18 protein-coding genes are annotated in these 21585 nt (G+C 74.7%); 6 read left to right on the top strand and 12 right to left on the bottom strand.

The features are described 5' to 3' along the window. The first annotated feature begins 49 nt into the window (after positions 1–49). The gene (locus ABT129_RS23545; RefSeq protein ID WP_351904868.1) at positions 50–937 is read left to right on the top strand and encodes a LysR family transcriptional regulator; all 888 of its coding nucleotides are present in this window, start codon (positions 50–52) and stop codon (positions 935–937) included. A gap of 11 nt (positions 938–948) precedes the next feature. Here the strand turns inward: ABT129_RS23545 and ABT129_RS23540 are convergent, their stop codons facing one another. The 8 genes from ABT129_RS23540 to ABT129_RS23505 all read right to left on the bottom strand — a co-directional run bounded on the left by ABT129_RS23540 (position 949) and on the right by ABT129_RS23505 (position 9861). After that, a complete protein-coding gene (locus ABT129_RS23540; RefSeq protein ID WP_351904865.1) occupies positions 949–2244 on the bottom strand; it encodes a M20 metallopeptidase family protein in 1296 nt (431 codons plus the stop codon). Positions 2245–2428: 184 nt separating this feature from the next. After that, positions 2429–3706 carry a vWA domain-containing protein gene (locus tag ABT129_RS23535; RefSeq protein WP_351905064.1) on the bottom strand — a complete coding sequence of 426 codons (1278 nt, stop codon included), beginning with the start codon at positions 3704–3706 and terminating at the stop codon, positions 2429–2431. Positions 3707–3738: 32 nt separating this feature from the next. After that, on the bottom strand, positions 3739–4977 hold the full coding sequence (locus tag ABT129_RS23530; protein WP_351904862.1) for an AAA family ATPase: 1239 nt from the start codon (positions 4975–4977) through the stop codon (positions 3739–3741). Between the two features lie 145 nt (positions 4978–5122). Beyond that, a complete protein-coding gene (locus ABT129_RS23525) occupies positions 5123–6556 on the bottom strand; it encodes a hypothetical protein (protein ID WP_351904859.1) in 1434 nt (477 codons plus the stop codon). Beyond that, on the bottom strand, positions 6556–6768 hold the full coding sequence (locus ABT129_RS23520; RefSeq protein WP_351904854.1) for a hypothetical protein: 213 nt from the start codon (positions 6766–6768) through the stop codon (positions 6556–6558). The genes ABT129_RS23525 and ABT129_RS23520 overlap by 1 nt, the downstream gene beginning before the upstream one ends. Before the next feature lie 55 nt (positions 6769–6823). Beyond that, positions 6824–8479 (bottom strand): acyl-CoA dehydrogenase family protein, encoded by a 1656-nt coding sequence (locus ABT129_RS23515; RefSeq protein ID WP_351904851.1) that lies wholly within the window; start codon positions 8477–8479, stop codon positions 6824–6826. Then, positions 8463–9080, bottom strand: coding sequence for a TetR/AcrR family transcriptional regulator (locus tag ABT129_RS23510; RefSeq protein ID WP_351904848.1), 618 nt, complete (start codon positions 9078–9080; stop codon positions 8463–8465). Before ABT129_RS23510 ends, ABT129_RS23515 begins: the two co-directional genes overlap by 17 nt. A gap of 196 nt (positions 9081–9276) precedes the next feature. Next, entirely contained in the window at positions 9277–9861 is a 585-nt protein-coding gene (locus ABT129_RS23505; RefSeq protein WP_351904846.1) for a TMEM165/GDT1 family protein, read from the bottom strand. Between the two features lie 400 nt (positions 9862–10261). On the opposite strand from ABT129_RS23505, the gene ABT129_RS23500 reads away from it, so the two are divergent. The 4 genes from ABT129_RS23500 to ABT129_RS23485 all read left to right on the top strand — a co-directional run bounded on the left by ABT129_RS23500 (position 10262) and on the right by ABT129_RS23485 (position 15823). Then, positions 10262–10870 carry a TetR/AcrR family transcriptional regulator gene (locus ABT129_RS23500; protein ID WP_351904843.1) on the top strand — a complete coding sequence of 203 codons (609 nt, stop codon included), beginning with the start codon at positions 10262–10264 and terminating at the stop codon, positions 10868–10870. A gap of 11 nt (positions 10871–10881) precedes the next feature. After that, positions 10882–12564, top strand: a complete 1683-nt coding sequence (locus ABT129_RS23495) for an MFS transporter (RefSeq protein ID WP_351905061.1) — start codon at positions 10882–10884, stop codon at positions 12562–12564. Position 12565: 1 nt separating this feature from the next. Continuing rightward, positions 12566–13669 carry a PP2C family protein-serine/threonine phosphatase gene (locus ABT129_RS23490; protein ID WP_351904840.1) on the top strand — a complete coding sequence of 368 codons (1104 nt, stop codon included), beginning with the start codon at positions 12566–12568 and terminating at the stop codon, positions 13667–13669. 177 nt (positions 13670–13846) lie between these two features. Next, positions 13847–15823, top strand: a complete 1977-nt coding sequence (locus tag ABT129_RS23485) for a CocE/NonD family hydrolase (RefSeq protein ID WP_351904837.1) — start codon at positions 13847–13849, stop codon at positions 15821–15823. A 69-nt stretch (positions 15824–15892) separates the two neighbouring features. Here ABT129_RS23485 and ABT129_RS23480 read toward each other — a convergent pair whose 3' ends face one another. Together ABT129_RS23480 and ABT129_RS23475 are read right to left on the bottom strand one after the other, a co-directional pair. Beyond that, the gene (locus ABT129_RS23480) at positions 15893–17260 is read right to left on the bottom strand and encodes an NtaA/DmoA family FMN-dependent monooxygenase (RefSeq protein WP_351904834.1); all 1368 of its coding nucleotides are present in this window, start codon (positions 17258–17260) and stop codon (positions 15893–15895) included. Next, positions 17257–18384 (bottom strand): LLM class flavin-dependent oxidoreductase, encoded by a 1128-nt coding sequence (locus ABT129_RS23475; RefSeq protein ID WP_351904831.1) that lies wholly within the window; start codon positions 18382–18384, stop codon positions 17257–17259. Before ABT129_RS23475 ends, ABT129_RS23480 begins: the two co-directional genes overlap by 4 nt. Before the next feature lie 489 nt (positions 18385–18873). Here ABT129_RS23475 and ABT129_RS23470 point away from each other — a divergent pair, with 489 nt between their 5' ends. Continuing rightward, positions 18874–20136: an alpha/beta hydrolase family protein gene (locus tag ABT129_RS23470; RefSeq protein ID WP_351904828.1), complete on the top strand. Its 1263-nt coding sequence runs from the start codon at positions 18874–18876 to the stop codon at positions 20134–20136. A 23-nt stretch (positions 20137–20159) separates the two neighbouring features. On the opposite strand, the gene ABT129_RS23465 is transcribed toward ABT129_RS23470, so the two are convergent. Beyond that, on the bottom strand, positions 20160–20744 hold the full coding sequence (locus ABT129_RS23465; RefSeq protein WP_351904825.1) for a nucleosidase: 585 nt from the start codon (positions 20742–20744) through the stop codon (positions 20160–20162). A gap of 122 nt (positions 20745–20866) precedes the next feature. Further along, a partial coding sequence (locus ABT129_RS23460; RefSeq protein ID WP_351904822.1) for a VWA domain-containing protein occupies positions 20867–21585 on the bottom strand: 719 nt, incomplete at its 5' end.

The raw sequence follows: 21585 nt of genomic DNA, 5'->3' as shown, positions 1-21585 counted from the left end.
AAATCGGCGTTGAGCCGCGCTCAACAATCGGAACGACGCAGGAGGACCGGTGCTCGAACGGTACGAGCTGGAAACGTTCCTCACGCTCGCCGAGGAACTCCACTTCGGACGCACCGGCGAGCGTCTCGGCGTCTCCACCGGCCGCGTCAGCCAGACCGTGAAGAAGCTGGAGCGCCGCGTCGGCACCCCGCTCTTCGCACGCACCAGCCGCAGCGTCGCCCTCACCCCGGTCGGACGCCGCCTGTACGAGGACCTCCTCCCCGCCCACCGGCGGATCCGCGCGGCCCTGGAGCGTGCCACCGAGGCCGGACGCGGAGTCCACGGCAGACTGCGCACCGGCTTCGCCACCCCCTGGGGCGGCGAACTCCTCACCGCGGCCGCCGACACCCTCCTCACCCGCCACCCCGGCTGCGAGATCACCGTCCGCGAGGTCCCGCTCGACGGAGGCGTACGGCCCCTCCAGGACGGCGAACTCGACATCCAGCTCACCGCCCTCCCCGTCCGCGAGCCGGAGCTCACCACCGGCCCCGTCGTCCTCCGCGACGACCGCGTCCTGCTGCTGCCCGCCGCCCACCCGCTGGCCGGCCGCCCCTCCCTCGGAGCAGAGGACCTCGCCGGGCTGCCCCTGATCACCACCGGGGGCGACAACCCGCGCCACTGGCTCGACCACCACTACCCCCGGCACACCCCCTCCGGAGCGGCCGTCGGGAGGGGCCCCGTCGCCGCCACCTGGCAGGAGGTCCTCTCCCACGTCACGGCGGGCCGGGGCGTCGCCCCCGGCGCCGCCCTGGGCGCCCGCTACCACCCCCGGCCCGGCATCGCGTACGTTCCCCTGCGCGACGCGCCGCCCCTCGAATACGGCCTGGTCTGGCCGACCGCCGCCGAATCCGCCCTGCTCCGGGCCTTCGTGACGGCGGTCGGCACCCCGCGGACCTGACCGTCGACGGATCAGCCGCCGCCCCCGGGGACGAGGGCCCCCGCCAGATGGTCGTACGCCACGTGCGCGTGGAGCCGGACGCCGGTGACGAGGGTGTCGTCGTCCGCGTAGAAGTGCGGGTTGTGGTTGGTCACCAGACCACGACCACCGGGTACGGGCACCGGCCGGCCGTCCGCGTCCAGGGTCGCGTCCTGGACGCCGAGCATCACGTACAGGCCGCCGAACCGGCTCACGAACTCGGAGACGTCGTCGTACCCGAGGGTCGCTCCCGTCTCCACCACCCGCTCCTCGCCCACCACCCTGCGGAAGGTCGGGAGCCCCGCCTCGACCCACGGCCCGCTGTTGTGCACGGGCGGCACGGACTGGAGGTACTCCACCGTGGCCGCCGCCCCGTACGCCGCCGCCGAATGCTCCACGAGCGTCGTCAGCCGGCGCTGGACCCGCTCCATGTCCGCCTCCACGGCCGTACGGACCGTGCCCCACAACGTCACCGTCTCCCCGACGATGTTGAAGCGTCCGACGTCCTCGACGTGCCCGATGGACACCGTGACCGGGTCGAAGGCCGACACCTGCCGGTACAGCTGCCCGATGCCCGTCAGGACCGCCCCGACCGCCGGCATCGGGTCGATTCCCTCCCACGGCGTGGAACCGTGGGTCTGCCTGCCCGCGACGACGATACGGACGAGGGTGGAGGCGCCGTACTGATTGCCGATCCGGTACCCCACGTACCCCTTCGGATGCGGCGTCACGTGCAGCCCGAAGGCCATCGTCGGCACCGGGTCGGCGAACGCGCCCGCCTCGACCATCGCCCGCGCCCCGCCCTCCTCGGTCACCGGAGCGCCCTCCTCGGCGGGCTGGAAGACGAAGAGCACCGTCCCCGGCAAGCGGTCGCGCACCCCGGCCAGCACCGTCGCCGCGCCCAGCAGCGCCGCCGTGTGGCAGTCGTGTCCGCAGGCGTGCGAGACGGGGAACGGGCCGCCCGGGTAGTCGGCGTCGACCACCCCGGAGGCGAACTCCACCCCGCACAGGTCCTGGACGGGCAGCGCGTCCATGTCGGCCCGCAGCGCCACGACCCGCTCACCCGGGGCCCCGCCGCGCAGGACACCCACCACCCCGTGTCCCGCGATGCCCGTGCGGACCTCGTCGAGGCCGAGGGCGCGCAGCTGGTCCGCCACCAGGCGGGCGGTGTTCACCTCACGGTTGGACAGCTCCGGATGCCGGTGCAGATGGCGCCGCCAGGCCACCACCCGATCCGCCACCCCGGCCGCCCGCTCGTCCAACTCGTCGTGGATCGCCTCGCTGCCCAACGGGACTCCTTCTCCTCCGGCCGCCACGGCCACGGACTCGGAAACGGACGTGGCCGCGGACCCGACCACGGCCACGTGTGTCCTCAGGCTGCCATCCGCGGCCCGCCGGCACCGCCCGTACGCGAGAGCGCGGCGCCCGGGCGGGGCGGGGACGCCCGCGGCGCGTCCCTCCGCCGCGCACGCCCTAACCGATGGTCACCACCCGCGCCCAGTCGGGCGGCGCGTCCGGGACGTAGTCCGGATCGTCCTCGTCCCACGAACCGGCCGACCTCTCGCGGGGGAACAGGCCCACCACCGTCCGGCAGGACGGCCTGGACTCGGGCCAGGGCGTCTGGCCGTCCGTCAGGACCACCACGACGTCCGGCCGCGGCGTCGTACGCAGGGCCCGCGCGAATCCCGTACGGAGATCCGTACCGCCCCCGCCCACCAACGTGATGCCCTCGGCGTGGCACAGCGGATGCACGGTGTGCGCTGCCGCGTCGCAGGACATCACCGTGACCAGGTCCCGGCGACCGCCCACGGCCCGGGAGATCGCGGTCACCTCCAGGAGTGCGCTGCCCAGCTCGGCATCGCTCACCGACGCGGAGGTGTCCACGATCACGGACACCCGGGGCGGTCGGCGTCGCAGGCTCGGCAGCACGGCGCCCGGCACCCCCGCCGAGCGCCGCGACGGCCGGCCGTAGCTGTAGTCCTGGCCCGCGCCCGATCCGGAAGCCGCCGCACGGACCGCCGCCCCCAACAGGTCCCGCCACGGCTGCGGCGGGTGGAACACCTCCTCCGCCCACCGCTTCCAGGCCTTGGAGGTGTGCCCGGGGCGGCCGTTGACGGCCTGCGCCACCCGGAAGCGGACGGCGTCCCGCTGCTGCTCGCTGAGTCCGTCCGCGCCGTCCGGACCCAGATCCCACTCCCGGTCCAGCCCGTCGGAGCCGCTGCCGCAGTCCAGCCAGGCGAAGTCCTGGGTGCGGGGGCCGAGGCCGAACTGACGCAGGTAGTCCTCCATCAGCTGCCCGGAGGGAAGACCGAGGGCGTCCGGAGTGACCGCGCCGTCGGGCAGGACCAGGCCGTCCCCGAACGAGTCGTCGTTGATCTCGCAGTCCGCCGCGATGTTCATCCGCAGCCTGTCCCCCGGGCCGGTGAGGCCGCGCTCCCGGGCCACCCGGTCACCGCGCCCGTGGTGGTCGCGCAGGAGATGCGACACCTCGTGCACCCACACCCCGGCCAGCTCCTCGACCGGGGTCCGGAGCACGAAGCCCGGCGACACGTAGCACCGCCAGTACCGGTCGACGGCCATCGTCGGCACCCTCCGCGACTCCACGACGTGCAGGGCGAACAACGCCGTCGCCAGATAGGGCCGGGCCCGCACGGCGACCAGCCGGGCGGCGAAGAGCTTGTCGAGGTCGAGTGACCCCTCGGTGTCCGTGCTCGCGGCGCTCACCGGGCCGGGAGCGCGCTCCGCGCTCATGGCGCTCACCGCCGTCACGGCGCTCACCGTGCTCATCGCGCGGCCGACGTCGCGGTCGACGCGCTCGCGACCAGGGCGGCCGCCTCGTCGGCCCGCCGGGACATCGAGACGGCCCCGGCGAGCCGATCGATGGCGGGCGGCACGTCCCACTCCTCACGGCGGAGCGCGGCGAGCGTGGTCGCGGGGACGACGACCAGATCCGGCGCGCCCGTCTCCACCGCCCTGGCCAGCAGGGCCCAGGCGGCGTCCCACCGCGCCTTCTCGGGGCGCGCCCCGACCGCGGCCACCACGCCGTCGAGCGCGGCCTGGCGCAGGTCACCCCGTACCGGAAGGGCGGCGCCCGCGGGGTCGGCGAGCAGCGTCTCGGGGTCCGGGAGGTCCATCCGGTCCAGACCGGCGAGGAGTTCGAGCCCCGGTCCGTCCCCCACGGTCCCCCTGACGAGGAGCGAGATCACCTCCCGCGAGGAACCGGCCGCCGTGGCGAAGGCGATGAGGCACAGGCTCATCTCCCAGCTGCGCGGAGAGGGCCAGGGGCCGCCCCGCCGGGCCTCGCCGTTGGGCAGCTGGTGCACGAGCTTGGGGCGGACGGAGAGGAGTCCGCACACCGCTCGCCTGGCGTACTCCACGGCCTGCGGCAGGCGTTCCGGGTCGAGGTGCGGCAGCGTCGCCCGCGGCCAGGTCCCGCCGAGGCCCCGCACGACGACGTCGTGGTCGTGGGTCCACCGGAGGTGGACGAAGCGGTTGGCCAGGGGCGGGCTGAGCTCCCAGCCGTCGGCAGCCGAGCCCCGCGGGTTGGCTGCGGCCACGATCCGCACCCCCGACGGCAGACGCAGCGCGCCGATCCGCCGCTCAAGGACCAGCCGGAGCAGGGCGGCCTGCACCGCCGGCGGAGCGGTGGACAGCTCGTCCAGGAACAGCAGCCCCCGGCCGGCCCGCACGAGCCGCACCGCCCAGTCCGGCGGGGCCATCGGGACGCCCTGTTCGGCGGGATCGTCGCCGACCACGGGGAGCCCCGCGAAGTCGGACGGCTCGTGCACGCTGGCGATCACCGTGGTAAGCGGGAGGTCCAGGGACTCGGCGAGCTGGGTCAGGGCGGCGGTCTTGCCGATGCCCGGTTCACCCCACAGGAGGACCGGCAGGTCGGCGGCGACGGCGAGGGTCAGCGCCTCGAGCTGGATGTCGGGGCGGGGCTCGGTGGTGGACTCGCGCAGCAGGGAGAGGAGTTCACCGGCGACGTCGAGCGGGGAGTCGGACGGGGTGTGCAGGGGCATGAGTGATCACCTGTGGGTGTGCGGGGACCGGCGGAAGGCAGCAGAAAGCCAGGGCCATGGCCATGGCCACGTACGGGTCCGGGTCCGGTGAGGGCAAGGGGCGGGGTGGGACGGGGCGGCCGGGATCGGGCCCGGGCCGCGCGCGTCAGCGGGCGAGAGTGTGGCGGGGGTGGCTGCGGTGGTTCTGCGGACGGTCGGGACCCGGCCGCGCACGACCGGGCCCCGGGCCGTAGAGGCCCGCTCTGAAGAGTCCGTACGTGATCCGGCGCCGAGCGGCCGTCTCCAGCGCGTCCCGGAGCGCGCCGTTGCGCAGGACGGCGCCGGGACCGAGCAGGCCCTCGACGACGGCCAGCGCGCCGGCGGTGTCGCCGTGGTCCAGGCGTTCGCGGACGCCGGTGAGACAGTCCGGCCGGCGGTGCGCCTCGTCGATGACCCGGAGACAGGGCAGGGGCGGCCCGCCCAACGCGACCAGGAGCTCCTCGCGCCGGAGTTCGGCGGAGCCGTGGTCGAGCGGGACGAGGACGCCGTCGGAGAGGCCGATCCGGTGCCGGGCCCCCCGGCACTCCACGACACGCGGCTGTCCCGGCCGGTCCGCCGTCGCGGACGGGTGTTCGCCCGGTGGACGGTCGGGGACGAGGGCGGAGGCGACCAGCGGATGCAGTCGTCCGGCCTCGATCAGACCGGCGCGCAGCAGCTCAAGGTCAGGGAGCGCCCAGGTGGCGGCGTCCGGCAGGAGCGGCAGCGTCCGCGCGCCGGACACCGACACCGGTGTCGCCGTCGCGGCGGGGTGGAGCAGCCGTGCGGTCGCCGAGGAGCCGTCGCCGCGCGCGTCCACGTCGAGGAGGATCTGCTCCCGTGCCCCGAGCCGGACGCGGACGCGTCCGACGGAGTGCCCCGTGGAGCGGAGCAGTATGCCCGCCTCCGACGCCCAGCGGTCGACGGCACGACCCGGCACCCGCTCGATCCCCACGGACGGGGCCGCGACGGGCTCCTCGGCCTCCCCGGTCACCGCGACTCCCGCAGCTCCCTCGGCTCCCGAGCGGACGCGCAGCTCGTCGCTGCGGTCCGCGTCCCAGAGATGGCGGTGCAGGTCCAGGCGGTACCGGGGGCCGGGGCGGGCGTGCGGGTGGCGGCGCTCGGCGGGCCCGTCGCGGGACCGGTCCCACAGGGCGAGGCTCATCCGTTGGCCGGCGTCCGCCCACGCGGGCGGGGTCCGCACCACGAGGTGCACCGGACGGGACGTGCCGTCCCCGGCGGCGTCGTACCGCGCCAGGGGCACGGTCAGGCCCGGACGCAGGAGTCCGTCGGGGGCGATCCGTGGCATGTGCCAGCGCAGCAGGTCGGGAGCGAGCCGACGGAGATCGGCCCTCACCAGGGCGGTGAACTCCCGGCCGTACGAGCGGGCGGTGGAGCCGAGGTCGAGATCGACGTCGATGCCGGCGGCGGCGCACGCGCCCGCCCAGTCCCCGACGGAGCGACGGAGGGCAGCGGTCTCGATCATGGACGGCGGCACGGCGAACTCACGCACGCGCAGCCAGAGGGAAAGGCGGGTATCGCCGTTCGCGGTGGAAGTGAGCATCAGCACTCACCTTGCGCGGACGGGACCCCCGATCTGATCGCGGAGTAGGTCTTCATCGCGATGATCTTATCGACGCGCACGTCGCGGAGCCAAGGGATTTTCGCGACGCTGTGCGCAGCCGCACCTGCGGCCGCAGCCGCGTCGCCGAGCCATCGAGCGGCCGATCGGTCGCCCAGCCGATCAACCGACCAGCCGATCAGCACCTCCGCCACCCGGCCACGAGCGGTGGCCCCGCCGGAGTTCCGGCGAGACCACCACCGCAGGCTCCTAACCCGCGCTCACCGCGTCCGGACCGCTCCGCGCGATGATCGCCGCCGTGTCCACGCCCGCGGGGAGCGTGCCGAAGGCGAGCCCGCGGTCGCCGTCGAGCCGCGACGCGCAGAACGCGTCCGCCACCGCGGGGTGCCCGTGCCGTACGAGCAGCGAACCCTGGAGCACCAGGGCGAGCCGCTCGACGAGCCGCCGCGCCCCGTAGGCCGCCGCGTCCGGGTCGCCGAGCCCCGCCAGGTCCTTGCGGAGACCCGCGACCGCCGCGTCCAGGCGCCGGTCGGCGCCCGCGCCCCGGTCGACCTCCGCGAAGTACGCCTCCACCGCCTGCGGCTGACGGGCCATCGCCCGCAGCACGTCGAGCGCGGCGACGTTCCCCGAGCCCTCCCAGATCGACGGCAGCGGCGACTCACGGTAGAGCCTCGGAAGGCCCGAGTCCTCCACGTAGCCGTTGCCGCCCAGGCATTCGAGCGCCTCCGCCGCGTGCGCGGGCGCCCGCTTGCACACCCAGTACTTGGTGGCCGCGAGGCCGAGCCGCCGCAGCTGATCCTCCTCCGCGTCGCCGCGGGTCGCCCGGTCCACCGCCCCCGCGAGCCGGAGTGCCGCGACCGTGGCCGCCTCTGCCTCGACCGCCAGGTCGGCGAGGACGTTCCGCATCAGCGGCTGGTCGACGAGGCGCGCCCCGAACGCCTCGCGGTGCGTGGCGTGGTGCACGGCCTGGACGAGCCCGAGACGCATCCCGGACGCCGAGCTGATGGCGCAGTCGAGCCGCGTCATGTTGACCATCCGGATGATGGTGGCGACTCCGCGCCCCTCCTCGCCGACCAGCCGGCCGAGGGCGCCCTCGTACTCGATCTCGGAGGAGGCGTTGGACCGGTTGCCCAGTTTGTCCTTGAGGCGCTGGAGGCGGATCGCGTTGCGGCTGCCGTCCGGGAGCACCCGGGGCACCAGGAAGCAGGAGAGACCGCCCGGCGCCTGCGCGAGGGTGAGGAAGACGTCCGACATCGGCGCCGACGTGAACCACTTGTGACCGGTGAGCGCGTACAGACCCGGCTCGCCCGCCGGGACCGCCCGGGTCGTGTTCGCCCGGACGTCCGAACCGCCCTGCTTCTCGGTCATCGACATCCCGGCGATGATCCCGCGCTTCTCCGTCGGCACCCGAAGCCCGAAGTCGTACGACGGCGAGGTGAGCAGGGGCTCGTACACCTCGGCGAGCTCCGGCTGGGCGCGCAGCGCGGGCACCGCCGCGTACGTCATGGAGACCGGGCACAGGTGCCCCGCGTCGGCCTGGCCCCACACGAACACCTTCGCCGCGCGGGCCACGTGTGCTCCGGGCCGCTCGTCGCGCCAGGGGGCTCCGTGCAGCCCGTGCCGGACGGCCACGTCCATCAGCCGGTGCCAGTACGGGTGGAACTCGACCTCGTCGATCCGGTGGCCGTGCCGGTCGTGGGTGTGCAGGACGGGGGAGTGGCGCTCGGCGAGCCGCCCCCACTCCTGGGCCTCCGCACCGCCGGCCCGCACTCCCAGTTCGCGGACCTCGGCCTCGGCCCAGCCGGCGCCCTCCCGGTGCAGCGCCTCCAGGAGCGCGGGGTCGGCGGAGACGTCGTAACCGGTCAGGGGTGGTGCCTGGTTGGTGACCTCATGCGTGGTCGGCATCGGGAACTCCCAGTGCTCGCAGGGTGAAGGTGACGAGTGCGGGTACGGTGCCGGGCCCGACGGACCCCTCCGCGAGCGGGCCGACGAGCGCCTCCGCGCCCGCGCCGACCAGCGCCGAGGCCGTCAGGACCGGGTCCTGCGGCGGGAGCTCGCCCGAGCGGACGCCCTCCTCGACGCGCGCGGCGAACACGTCCCGGAACGCGCGCCGGAAGACGAGCCGCTCGGCGTCCACGGCGGGGTCGACGGGCTCGGCGAGGAGCGCGTAGGCGAGGCGCGGCGACTTGAGGGCGCGCAGGGCGAAGGTCTCGATGACGGCGACCACCCGCTCGGCGGCCGAACGGTGCCCGGGGTGCCCGGCCGCCTCGGAGACGGCCGCGACCTCCCGGCTCACCACGGTCCGGAAGAGGACCACGGAGAGCTCGGCCTTGCTGGGGAAGTGGCGGTACACGCTGCCCGTGGCGATTCCGGCCCGGGCGGCGACGGCCGCCACCGTGCATCCCGCGTAGCCCTGCTCGGCGAGCAGCTCCCTGGCCGCGTCGACGACGGAGGCGCGCTGGGCGTCGAGCCGGGCCTGGACGGCGGGGGTGCGTCGGTAGGGCATGGAAGGAGTGAAGCAGTGATTCACTGCTTCATCAAGGGGTGGGGAGGCGGCTTCCGGGCGAGTCCGCAAGGGGTGGGAAGGAGCTGCCGGACGGGACCGCAAGGGGTGGGGAGTCAGCTTTCGGACGGGGCCGCGGAACGGCGCACGCCCCCACCTGGAGGGGTGGGGGCGTGCGCCGTCAGAGGGTGTAACGGCGTCAGCCGGTGAAGACCTCCGTCAGGGACCAGATCGCGAGCCCCAGCATGCAGACACCGCCGATGCGCTGGACGGTCTTGAGCGGAACGCGCTTCGCGATGAACCGGCCCGCGACCAGGGCGAGCGCGGAGACGCTCATCAGGGCGGCGAGCGAGCCGATCGCCGTCGACCAGGTGCCGTTCGTGGCGGCCAGGTTGGCGGTGGTGATCTGGGTGAGGTCACCCCACTCGCTGATGAAGACGGCCATGAAGGCGGTCGAGAAGACGGGGAGGAAGCCGGTGACGGTCCGGCCTCCCTCGTCGGCCTCGTCGTCGTCGCCCCCGCCGCGCAGCAGCATGAACGCGCCGAAGCCGAACAGCAGGGCCGAGACCAGCTTCACGGACCAGCCGGGGAGCAGCCCGAGCAGGCTGCCGGCTCCCACGGCGATGGCGACATGGGCCAGGAAGGCGGTCGAGGTGCCGATCCATACGTACAGCGGACGCATGCGCGTGCCCATGGCGAGGGACGCGAACATCGTCTTGTCGGGAAGCTCGGCGAGGAAGATCAGCCCGAAGGCGGTGAGGATCGCCAAGGGGTCGAGGTGCATACCGGGGCTCTCTGCTCGGTCCGGGCCCGTGGACTCGGCACGGCGCCTCGGTGGGCGACGGGAGGACCACTCGGCCCGGCATGACGGACCGCGCCCACGGAAGCACGGACGCGGTTGATGCCTGGCCGAAGGTCTCGCCCGTCCACGTCGTGCGTGGACCCGGTCACCGGGAACCCGAGGGTTCCAGTATGTCGACGACCGGTTCGCAGGGCTACTCCCCTTCGCTGCCCCTCAGTGTAGCCGACCAGGGCGCGAGCTCGGGTAGACACTGTCTACTTCCTCTTGGTAGACAGTGTCTATGCATGAGGAAGCAGAAGATCGTCAAGGACCTGACGCAGCCGACGAAGGTGCCGTCCACGCAGTCGACGAAGGCGCCGCCCATGCGGACGGCGAGGGTCCCGTGCACGCGGACGGCGAAGGAGTCGCGCACGGTGAGGACGGCGGCGGGCTGCGCGGCCGGCTCGTCCGCGCCGGCGTCGAGCTCGTCGACGCCGAGGGTGCCCAGGCGCTCTCCCTGCGCGAGATCGCCCGCCGCGCCGGCGTCTCCCACGGAGCCCCCCGCCGCCACTTCCCGACCCACCTCGACCTCCTGTCGGCCATCGCCCGCCAGGGCTTCGTCGAACTGGCCGCCCGCGTCGCGGCCGAGGATCGGGAGACCGCCGCACCGCGCGAACGGATCGCGCTCCTGGCCCGCGTCTACCTCGACTACGCCGGCACCCGGCGCGGAATGTACGAGCTGATGTTCCGGCACGACCTGCTGGAGAGCGGCCGCCTGGGGCTGCGAGAGACGAGCCTGCCCCTCTTCGCCCGCCTCACAGGGCTCGTCGCCCTCGTCCGCCCCACCGCCGACCCGGTCGTCGTCGCGGGAACGCTCTGGGCCAACCTCCACGGCATCGCCCAGCTCCGGCACTGGGGCAGCCTCCGGCTCGCCACCGGCGGAGACGACCCCGCCCCGCTGCTAGCTGCCGCGCTCGACGCCCACCTCGGCCCCGCGCAGCCCGCCCCGTGACCGCCCGCCCCGTGACCGCCCGGCGCGGTCCCGTCCTCGCGTGCAGCGTCGTGGGCGCCGCCGTCGTCGCCCTCGACGGCACCGTGCTCACCGTCGCCCAACCCGCCCTCCAGCGCGACCTGCACGCCGGCCTCGGCCAGGTGCAGTGGACCAGCACCGGCTACCTGGTCGCGGTCGCGAGCCTGCTGGTCTTCGCCGGCCGGCTCGGCGACCGCTACGGCCACCGCCGGGTCTTCGCCGTCGGCGCCCTCGGCTTCGCCGCCACGTCCGCAGGCATGGCCCTGGCGCCCGGCATCGGCGCCGTGATCGCGCTCCGCGTGCTCCAGGGCGTGTGCGGCGCGCTCCTCCAGCCCGCCACCCTCGGCATGCTGCGGACGGCCTACCCGCCCGAGCGGCTGGGGACCCCGATCGCCGTGCGCACCGCCGCGATCGGCCTCGCCGCGGCGGCCGGACCGCTGATCGGCGGCGCGCTGGTCTCGGCGTACGGCTGGCGCTCGGTGTTCCTCCTCGGCGTACCCCCGACCCTCGCGATCGGCCTGCTCGCCCTGGCCGCCGGGGAGCGCGGGACACGGCGCCCGGCCGCGCCCGCCGAGGGAAACAGATCCCACGAGCCGATCCGGACCGACGCGTCGATGCGGTCGCATGTCCCGAGCCGGTCGGACGCGTCGATGCGGTCGCATGTCCCGAGCCGGTCGGACGCGTCGAAGCGGTCGCACGTCCCGAGCCGGTCGGACGCGCCGAGCCGGTCGCACGCCCCGGCGCGGTCGCACGCCCCGGCGCGGTCGCACGCGCCCGCGCCAAGCGCTCCCCGCCGGCCGGCGGCGACCGCCCCCCGCCCCACCCCGGCCGGCCTCTCCGCGCTCGATCCCGTCGGTGCCCTGCTGCTCGCCGCCGCGCTCGGTCTGCTCGTGCACGGCCTCGTCGAGGCGGCCCGGCCCGGCGGCGCGGTGCCCGGACTGCTCGCCTGCGCCGGGGCCGCCGTCACCGGGGTCGTCCTCGCCCGGCACGAGCGCCGGGCCGCGCGCCCCCTCCTCCCCGCCGAGCTGCTGCGGAGCGTCCCCGTCGTCGCGGGCCTGGCCGTCCTCCTCGCCGCCTCGGCCGCCCTCTTCGGCTCGCTCTTCGTGGTGACGTACTTCCTCCAGGACGTCCAGGGGCTCGACCCCCTCGACTGCGCGCTGCGGGTGCTGCCGCTCGCCGTCCTGATGGTGCTCGGCGCGCCGCTCTGCCCGCCGCTCCAGCGCCGCTTCGGCCCCCGGCGCACGGCGACCACGGGCGCCCTCCTCCTCGGCCTCGGGGTGCTGCTCCTCTCGCGGCTCGACGCGACGGCCGGCCCGGCCCCCGTCGGCGTCAGCGCCGCTCTGCTCGGCGCCGGGTTCGTCGTTGTGATGGTCACGGCGACGTCGGTCGTCGTGCACCGGGCCCCCGAGGCACACGCGGGGGTCGCCGGTGGCCTTCAGCAGACCGTCATGAACATCGGACCCGCCCTCGGGGTCGCCGTCGCGACGCTGCTGCTGGCCCTCGTCCCGCTCGGTGGATTCGTTCCGGCCGCGGGCGTCGCCGTACCCGCGCTCGCCGTGATCGCCGCCCTCGCCGTCCCGGCCGCGCTCGCCCTCCCCGGCGCGGCGGACCGGGGACGGACACGCCCGGGGACGACGTCACCCGGGCCCGACCGCGGAGCCTGCGTACGATCATGAAATGCCCGCAGGCAACCGGAGCCGTCCCGGCACAGCCAGACGCACCCAGTTCAACCTCGGTCGCGCCCTGCCCTTCCTGATCCTGGTCCTGTGCGTCGTCGCCGATCTGATCACCCCGGACCGCGAACGCTTCGACCGGCTCCTCGTCGCCGCACCCGCGCTCGCCGCCGTCACGTGGAGCGTGCGCGGGACGGTCGGCATCGGGCTGCTCGCCATGGCCGCCCGTGCGCTGCTGAGCCGGGGTGACGTCGGTGCTGCCGAACTCCTCGCGAACGAGGCCGTACTCGCCGGCGTCACCGCCGTCGCGGCCTGGGTCAGCCGCGTCCGCACCCGGTACGAGCAGGACCTGAGGGAGCTGACCGCTGTCGCGGAGGTGGTGCAGCGGGTCGTGCTGCGCCCGCTCCCCGCCCACCTCGGCCGCTTCGACCTGCGGCTGCTGTACGTGGCGGCCGCGGCCAAGGCCAGGATCGGCGGCGACTTCTACGAGGCCGTACGGGTCCCGGGCGCCGTGCGGATCATGCTCGGCGACGTCCAGGGCAAGGGTCTCGGCGCCGTCGAGACCGCCTCCGTCCTGCTCGGTTCCTTCCGCGCCGCCGTCGTCGACGCACCGGACCTGGCGGCGTTGGCCGACCGGCTGGAGGAGGGCCTCGCCCGTTACGGCGCCTGGGACCCGGACTCCGACGCCGCCGAACGCTTCGCCACCGTGGTCCTGGTGGAACTCCCCGACGGCAGGGACGTCGCACGGCTCCTCAGCTGCGGCCATCCCGCCCCGCTCGTCCAGCGCGGCTCCGCGGTCGAGCCCGTGCACTTCGCCGACCCCTCGCTCCCCGTCAACCTGGCGGGACTCTGCGACCCCCGTCACCGGATCGAGGAGGTGCCCTTCGGCCCGGGGGACCGGATGCTCCTCTACACCGACGGCGTCAGCGAGACCCGCGACCGGACCGGCACCTTCTACCCGCTCGAACTGCGCCTGCGCGGCTGGGCGCGGGAACCGGCCAAGGAGCTTCCGGAGCTCCTGCACAAGGACCTGGCCGATTACGGCGCCGACGGCCTGGACGACGACGTGGCCGCCCTGTTCGTGGTCTTTCCGCCCGAAGCCCGCTGACCTGAACCGTCCTCGTCGTCACCAAACATCGAGTTCGGGGCGTCTTGTGTCGTTCCTGCCCGGTTGTGTGACACGTGCGCTCTTCGTGCGCTCTGGTCGCTCCGTCCCGGATACGTGAGGCTTGCGACCGTCCGCATCGCGGACAGTCACCAGTCCAGTCGAGAGGAACGGGTGCACGTGCCCCAGGAGAACCCCTTCACCGCCGGCTCGTCCGAACACTTCCCCGGCTTCCCGGACGTCACGACGGCGCTGACCGCCGCCGAGACCTCCAGGATCGCCGGACGCGGCCTCTGGGCCGCCGACGGAACGGTGGATCCCGGCGCCGTCCGGCTCGGCCAGACCCTCGCCAACGCGCTCCTGAGCGGCACGACCGGCGGCACCGACAGCACCGACGCCACCGACCGCGCCGACGCGCTGCTCCCCGCCGAACTCGCCGCGGTCGTCCGGGAGGTGCGCGGTTTGGCGCTGCCCGCCTACCACCGCGTCGAGGGGGCCGCCGAAGGCGTCGAGCTCTCCGCCTTCAGCCTCCGCCAGCTCGGCCCGGGCCCGCACCCGCTCGTCGTCGTCCCGGCCGGCTGGACCCCCTTCGGCTGGCCGCTGTTCCTCTGGTCGTACCTGGTCCTCGCCCGCAAGGGCTACCACGTCCTCGCCTACACCCCCCGTGGCCTCGGCATCCCCGGTCTGCCGTCCACCTCCAGCGGCTTCGTCGACGTCGCGGGACCCCACGACTGGGCCGACGGCTCGGCCGTCGTCGACTTCGCCGTCGACCGCTTCGCCCCGAGCGTCATCGGCTTCATGGGCGAGTCCTACGGCTCCGGCATCAGCCAGCTGGTCGCCGCCCACGACGACCGGGTCGCCGCCGTCGTGGCCCTCAGCACCTGGGGCAACCTCGCGACCAGCCTGTACGACCACAACACCCGCCACCTCGCGGCCGTGAAGGCCCTCCTCGCCCTGACCGGCGGGCCGGTGGAGACCAAGTTCGACGAGGACAACCAGCGGATCCTCGCCGACTTCCAGGCCGACCGGAACCTGGACACCGTCGTCGAGTGGGGCCGGCTCCGCGCGCCCGAGTCGTACCTCCACCTGACCAACGACAACGGCACGCCCACCTTCTTCTCCAACACCTGGCACGAGAGCCTCTTCGCGGTCAACCAGACCCTGGAGACCTTCATCGGCCTCGACGTGCCCAAGCGGCTCAACCTGTGGATCGGCGACCACGCCGCGCCCGAGGGGCCCGCGCTCATCGGCCCGCCCGCCACGCCCGGCGAGGTCAACCTCCCCATGGCGGAGGCGTACGCCTGGCTCGACCACCACCTCAAGGGCGAGCGCAACGGGGTGGAGGAGTGGCCGCAGGTCTGCAACCAGGTGATGTTCACGTACGGGACGGAACCGGTCCTGGACCCGGGGACCGGCGAGCCGACGGGCGAGAACCGGATCGTCACGCCCGCCCGCCGGGAGACCAGTCCGGACTGGAGCGAGGTCACCCGCGACACGGAGGTGTTCGGCCTCACCGGCGACGGCGCGGGCGGCGCCGACGGGCGGCTCGTCCCGACCGGCGGCGCGGCGCCCGAGGTGGAGGTGACCGGCTGGCGGCGGGCGTTCCTCGCGGGCGTGGACACCGAGGCCACGGCCATGGACGCGATCATGAAGACCGGTCAGGCGGAGTGGGCGGGCAATCCCAAGATCTACGACACCCGGAAGATCGACCGCAGGCACGCGGTCGCCTGGACGACCGATCCGCTGGTCTCGCCCGACGCCGAGAGGCCGGCCGGGGAGAGCGCGGCCGGTGAGAGGGCGGCCGGGGAGGGGGCCGCCGGCCGCCGGGTCCGCGGCATCCCGCGGCTGCGGCTCACCGTCCGCTCCACCGCCACCTCCGCCAGCCTCTACGCCCACCTCCTGGACGTGTCCGAGGACGACACGGCCCGGATCATCAGCCACGAGCCGCTCAACGTGTACGGCCTGACGCCCGAACAGGACACCACCGTCACCTGGAACCTCCAGGCCGCCGCGTACGACATCGCCGACGGGCACCGGCTGATGCTGGTCGTCGACAGCAAGGACCCGCTGTACGGCGACGCGTCCGTCACCTGGACGCAGACCGTCGTGGGTTCCCCGGAGGGCGAGCCGTCCTTCCTGGAACTGCCGCTCGGCTGACCTCCCGCGAGCGGACGGCGGACGGGTGCGCGGCCCCCCCCCCAGGCCGCGCACCCGTCCGCCGTCGTGTCACACCGCCGGGGGGAGCCCCAGGTGCTCCCGCAGCGTCGTGCCCGTGTACGCGGACCGGTACACGCCCCGCTCCTGGAGCTCCGGCACGAGCAGCTCCACGATGTCGTCGAGCCCGTCCGGAACCAGGTACGGCGTGACGTTGAAGCCGTCGACGGCCCCGTGCCGCACGAACCGGGCGAACTTCTCGGCGAGCGCGCCCGGGGTGCCCACGTGCCCGCGCTGCTGCGGACCGAGCTCGATCACCGTCTCGCGCAGCGACCAGCCGTTGGCCTCGGCCTTCGCCCGCCACCTGGCCACGACCGCCCGGGGATCCTCCACCCAACGGGTCCCGAACGTCCCCTTGTCCTGGGCGACCACCGGATCCTCGGTGGGCAGCGGCCCGTCGGCGTCGCGCCCGGACAGGTCGAAGCCCCACAGCCGGCTCGCGATGCCCAGCGCCACCGCGGGCGTGACCTGGGAGAGGCGGACCCAGCGGGCCTTCTCCTCCGCCTCCTTCTCGGTCACTCCGATGATGATCTCCGTCCCCGGCAGGATCCGCAGCGCGTCCTCGGCGCGGCCCGCCGCGCGCAGCCGGCGCCGGATGTCCTCGGCGAAGGCGAGCGCGTCGTCGAAGTCCGTACCGTGCGCGGAGAAGATGACGTCGGCGTTGCGCGCCCCGAACTCGCGGCCGTCCCCCGAGTCGCCCGCCTGGAAGATCACCGGATGCCCCTGGGCGCTGCGCGGCAGGGTCGGGGCCAGGTCGACGTCGAACTGGGCGCCCCGGTGCCGTACGCGTCCCACCGCCTCCGGCACCGACCAGGAGCGTGCGTCGGCGGAATCGGCCGCCGCCTCCTCCGCCCAGCTGTTCCAGACGGCGCGGGCGAGCGACAGGAACTCCTCGGCGCGGTGGTAGCGGTCCGCGTGGTCGAGGTAGCCGCCGCGCCGGAAGTTCTCCCCGGTCCAGGCGTTGTGGGTGGTCACCACGTTCCAGCCGGCCCGGCCGCCCGAGAGGAGGTCGAGACCGGCGAGCCGCCGGGCGAGATCGACCGGCTCGTTGTAGGTGGTGTTGGAGGTGGAGACGAGCCCGATGCGGTCGGTCGCGGCGGCGAGCGCCGACAGCTGGGTGATCGAGTCCGGGCGGCCCGCGACGTCCAGTTCGTGGATGCCGCCCTCCGACTCGCGCAGCCGCAGACCGTCCCCGAGGAAGAAGGCGTCGAAGAGCCCGCGCTCGGCGGTCCGCGCCACCCGGAGGAAGGAGGCCGGGTCGATCTGGGAGCCGCTCGACGGGTCCGACCAGATCGTCCAGTGGTTGACGCCCTGGAAGAAGACCCCGAAGTGCAGCTGGGCGTCCGGGCGGGGAACGTCGGCCGGATCGGTGCGGGTCATCGGTTCTCCTCCCGGACGAGCGCGGCGGCGCCGTCGGTCGTGAAGCGGCTGAGGGGCCGGGCCAGGCCCAGGGAGGTGCGCAGGGTGGTGGCGGGCAGCGGCCGGGCCGCGAGCCGCCGGACGAACAGCTCGGGCAGCACGAGCCGGGAGAGCACGGCGAGGTCCTCGTCGAGCACGAGCGGACGCAGCCGCACCCCGTCGACCCGCCCGCTCAGCTCCGCCAGGAGCTCCACCAGACCGGCCGGGGAGCCGGTGTACCGCAGCCGGTCCGGGCGGGGCGCCCACGGGGCGTACCGCTCCAGGTCGGTGATCCGTTCCCGCGCCGTCTCGCGCGGGGTGTCGAGGGCCACCTCGATCTCGGCGAAGGCGAGCGGTGACGCGCCGTCGGCCGTGGCGGCCGCGGCGGCGTCCACGACCTCGGCCGCGGTGCCACCGCCGACCAGCGCCACATCGGTCAGCTCGGCCGGTACGAGACCGGGGCGGGCGAGGACCACCGGCCGCCCCTGCGGCGGGCGCGGCACGATCGAGGGGCCCTTCACCGAGTACGTCTCACCGGTGAAGTCGATGGAGTGGAGCCGGGACCGGTCCAGGTAGCGGCTGGTGGACACCGACCGGATGACCGCGTCGTCCTCCCAGGAGTCCCACAGATCCCGTACGACCCGGAGTCCGTCGCGGGCCTCGCGGGCCAGCGCCTCGGATCCCTCGACCCGGGGCCGTCCCCACGCCCGGGCGGCCTCGGCGTCGTCCTCGACCCCCACCACCCAGCCGGCCCGGCCCGCCGAGACGTGGTCGAGCGAGGAGAGCTGCGAGGAGACGTGGAACGGCTCGGCGTAGGTGGTCGCGAGCACCGGAGCCACCCCGATGACGCTCGTGGACGCCGCCACGAAGGCGGCCCGTTCCACCGCGCCGATCCGGCCCACCGGATCGGCGCCCCGGCCGGGCGGCAGGATCGAGTCGTCCAGGGTGACCAGGGTGTACCCGGCGTTCTCGGCGACGGCCGCGACCCGGGCGAGGCGACGCGGGGTCAGCAGCTCGCCGGGGGAGTGCGCGGCACGGCGCCACGCGGCCGGATGGGCGCCGTCACCGTCGATCTCGACGGCCAGGCGCAGGGCGGGGCGGGGCATGGGAGGTCCTTCCGGAAGACAGGAGCGCGCGGCGGGCCCACGGGGCCGCTGCGGGATGTCGGCAGGAGCGCGGACCCACGCGGGGCGGGGTCAGGCGCGGAAGGAAGGACAGATGGCCGAGCAGGTGCGGCAGAGGTCGACGTGCCGCCGGCAGAACAGCCGGGCCACCCGGAGGCCGGTCCGGGGGCCACGCGGCGCCGCGATCGCTACGCGCACGTCCGCCTCCCCGCAGGTCCTGCCCGGTCCCGTCCGTGTCCGGAGGGAGCCTCAGCTTAGGCAGGCGGCCTTCGGCGCTGTCAAGGCCGTTCCGGGGGGTGGTCGGGCGGACGGACCCAGAGGGCACGGGAGTTGACCCCCGGGGCGCGCAAGGAGGCCCGGAGCGGCGACATTTCACCACCGCGGAGCCGTCGTGCGCATCCCTCGCTGGTCGGACGGAACATTGGCCCGCAGTGGGACGCGTCGACCGTTCCCCGCCCCTAGCGTGACCTCATGATCCGAAACACCAGAGCGGCAGCGGCCGTTCTCCTCGCCTGCTCCCTCGCTTTACCCGCCGCCCTCGCGACGGCGGGCCCGGCCTCCGCCGCCCCCGGACCGGCCGCGGTCTCGGCTCCCGGCGCCACGACGGCCTGGGAATCCGCCCCGCGCTCGCCCCTCGCCCTCGTGCGCGACACCGCCCCGGCCCCGGCCGTCACACCGGGCGTCACCCGGGCCTCGCTGCCCGCGCCCACCGGGCCGTACGCGATCGGCAGCACGATCCTGCCGCTGGTCGACCGGTCCCGCACCGACCCGTGGGTTCCGAGCGCCGACGGACGCGCGCTCATGGTCACGCTCCACTACCCGGCCGCGCGCGACGGCCGCGGACGGACCGCCCCGTACGCCACGCGGGAGGAGGCGAGGCTGCTCGCCGAACAGCTCGGGCCCGGCGTCTCCGGTGACGTACTCGCCCGAACGCGCACCCACAGCAGGACCGACGCGCGCCCCGCGCCGGGCCGGCGCCCCCTCGTGCTGCTCTCGCCGGGCTTCAGCGTCTCCCGCTGGACGCTCACCCATCTCGCCGAGGACCTCGCCTCCCGCGGCTACGTCGTCGCCTCCGTCGACCACGCCTACGAGTCGTACGGGATCAGCCTCCCCGGCGGCCGTACCCTCACCTGCGTCGCCTGCAAGGCACTCGACGAGGACGGGGTGCACGGCAGCGTGGTCACCTCGACCCGCGCCGCCGACATGAGGTACGTCCTGGACCGCCTCACCGGGCCCCGGCCCGTCTGGCGGTACTCCGAGGTGATCGACGAGCGCCGGATCGGCATGGCCGGCCATTCCATCGGCGGGGCGAGCGCGGCGAGCGCGATGGTGGCCGACCGGCGCATCGACGCCGGGATCAACATGGACGGCTCCTTCTGGGAGCAGCTCCCCGCGGAGGGCCTGCGCGGCCGCCCGTTCATGATGCTCGGGACCCACGACGACATGCACCAGCCCGGGGGGATCGACACCACCTGGGACGCGACGTGGACCGCGCTCGACGGGTGGAAGCGCTGGGTCACGGTGGCCGGGTCCGACCACTTCTCGTTCTCCGACGGGCCCGTGATCTCACGGCACTTCGGCCTGCCCGAGCCCGAACTGCCCGCCGACCGCGCCGTCGGCGTCACCCGGACGTACGTGGCCGCCTTCTTCGACCAGCACCTGCGCGGCCTCTCCCGCCCGGTGCTCGACGGCCCGTCCCCGGCGAACCCGGAGGTCCACTTCCAGCACCGCTGACCGGGCCGTGCGAGGCCCCGTGCTCAGGAGCGGTACGGGGTGTTCGCCTCCGCCCAGTCGGCCAGGACCCGCGCGCACTCGGCGACCGACTCACGCCAGGTGCGCGCGGCACCCTCCCCGGCCTCGTCGCTGACGTGCTTCACGATCCGCAGCGGCACCCCCGCGATCCCGGCGGCGTGTGCGAGGGCGTACCCCTCCATGTCGACGAGGGCCGCCTGCTCCGCGAGGCGGGCGCGGGCGGTCTCGTCGGAGATGAACGTGTCCCCGGTGGCCAGCACCGTGTCACCGCCGTCCGGCAGCGTCAGCGGAGCGCCGTACGACTCGCCCGTCAGCGTGGCGAGCAGTCGGCCGTCGAAATCGTGCTGGACCACGGTGCCGATCACATGGGTCCCGGTCATACCGGGCCGCAGCGCTCCGGCCGTCCCCAGGTTCACGATCCCGGACGGTCGCGGACCCCGTCCGAGAACGGACGCGAGCGCGGTCGCCGCGTTCACCTTGCCCATGCCGGTCAGCAGCACCGGCAGATCCGTGTCCAGGAACTGCGCCTCCTCCTTGACGGCGAGGACGAGCAGTGGACGGTCGGCGGTGATCGCTCCCAAGAGTTCCATGGGGGTCACGCTAGTTCGCGGCGCCGCCCGCCGTACAGCCGAGTCCCCGGCCGAGGCCGGAAGGCGCGCACCGCGGCGACGGTCCGCGCCCCACGAGCGCCTCACCGAGCACGCGCGGTGCCTCACACCGGCAGCAGCCTGCCGATCAGCGCCCCGAGCTGACGGGCGTTACGGCACGGGCGCATCTCGACGAGCCCGGCGTAGGCCGGAGCCACCGAGTCGCCCGTGCCCCACAGCGAGGGCTGCTCGGGGTTGAGCCAGTGGACCCGGCGGGCCCGGTCGGCGATCCGCCGCAGCGCCGCGAGGTTCGGGTCGGAGCCGTTGGTGCGGGCGTCCCCGAGGACGAAGACCACCGTGCGCGGGCCGAGGGCCTCCGCGTACCGGTCGGCGAACTCGCCGAGCGCCGTCCCGTAGTCGCTCTGCCCGTGCCAGCCGGTCAGCTCCGCCTCCGCGAGGATGCGGTCACCGAGTCCGGCGGGGTCCGCCGCGCCCCGGGCGATCAGCCCCGTCACCTCGTCCACCCGGTTGACGAAGGCGAACACCCGCACCCGGCTGAACTGGTCGTGCAGGGCCTGCACCAGCAACATCGTGAACTGGGCGAACCCGGCCACCGACCCCGACACGTCACAGAGCAGGACCAGCTCCGGCCGTCGGGGAGGGCGCCGCCGCAGCACCGGACGCACCGGCACGCCCCCGGTCGACAGCGAGCGGCGCAGCGTCCGCCGCAGATCGATCTCCCCCCGCGCGGCCCGGCGCCGCCGGGCCGCGAGCACGCGAGGTGCGACCAGAGGCCGGTGACCTTGACGAGCCCGTCGGCCTCCGCCTTGAGCGCCTCGCCGAC

This window comes from Streptomyces sp. NPDC002057, from assembly GCF_040296665.1.
Lineage (GTDB): Bacteria > Actinomycetota > Actinomycetes > Streptomycetales > Streptomycetaceae > Streptomyces.
This window is presented reverse-complemented; position numbering and strand designations above follow the sequence as displayed.

What these genes read in the sequence shown, in the direction of transcription:
- ABT129_RS23475 (WP_351904831.1), bottom strand. Translation starts at nt 18,384, where the DNA reads ATGCCCCGCCCCGCCCTGCGCCTGGCCGTCGAGATCGACGGTGACGGC.
- ABT129_RS23515 (WP_351904851.1), bottom strand. Translation starts at nt 8,479, where the DNA reads ATGCCGACCACGCATGAGGTCACCAACCAGGCACCACCCCTGACCGGT.
- ABT129_RS23465 (WP_351904825.1), bottom strand. Translation starts at nt 20,744, where the DNA reads ATGGAACTCTTGGGAGCGATCACCGCCGACCGTCCACTGCTCGTCCTC.
- ABT129_RS23530 (WP_351904862.1), bottom strand. Translation starts at nt 4,977, where the DNA reads ATGCCCCTGCACACCCCGTCCGACTCCCCGCTCGACGTCGCCGGTGAA.
- ABT129_RS23510 (WP_351904848.1), bottom strand. Translation starts at nt 9,080, where the DNA reads ATGCCCTACCGACGCACCCCCGCCGTCCAGGCCCGGCTCGACGCCCAG.
- ABT129_RS23480 (WP_351904834.1), bottom strand. Translation starts at nt 17,260, where the DNA reads ATGACCCGCACCGATCCGGCCGACGTTCCCCGCCCGGACGCCCAGCTG.
- ABT129_RS23505 (WP_351904846.1), bottom strand. Translation starts at nt 9,861, where the DNA reads ATGCACCTCGACCCCTTGGCGATCCTCACCGCCTTCGGGCTGATCTTC.
- ABT129_RS23525 (WP_351904859.1), bottom strand. Translation starts at nt 6,556, where the DNA reads ATGCTCACTTCCACCGCGAACGGCGATACCCGCCTTTCCCTCTGGCTG.
- ABT129_RS23490 (WP_351904840.1), top strand. Translation starts at nt 12,566, where the DNA reads ATGCCCGCAGGCAACCGGAGCCGTCCCGGCACAGCCAGACGCACCCAG.
- ABT129_RS23470 (WP_351904828.1), top strand. Translation starts at nt 18,874, where the DNA reads ATGATCCGAAACACCAGAGCGGCAGCGGCCGTTCTCCTCGCCTGCTCC.
- ABT129_RS23535 (WP_351905064.1), bottom strand. Translation starts at nt 3,706, where the DNA reads ATGAGCGCGGAGCGCGCTCCCGGCCCGGTGAGCGCCGCGAGCACGGAC.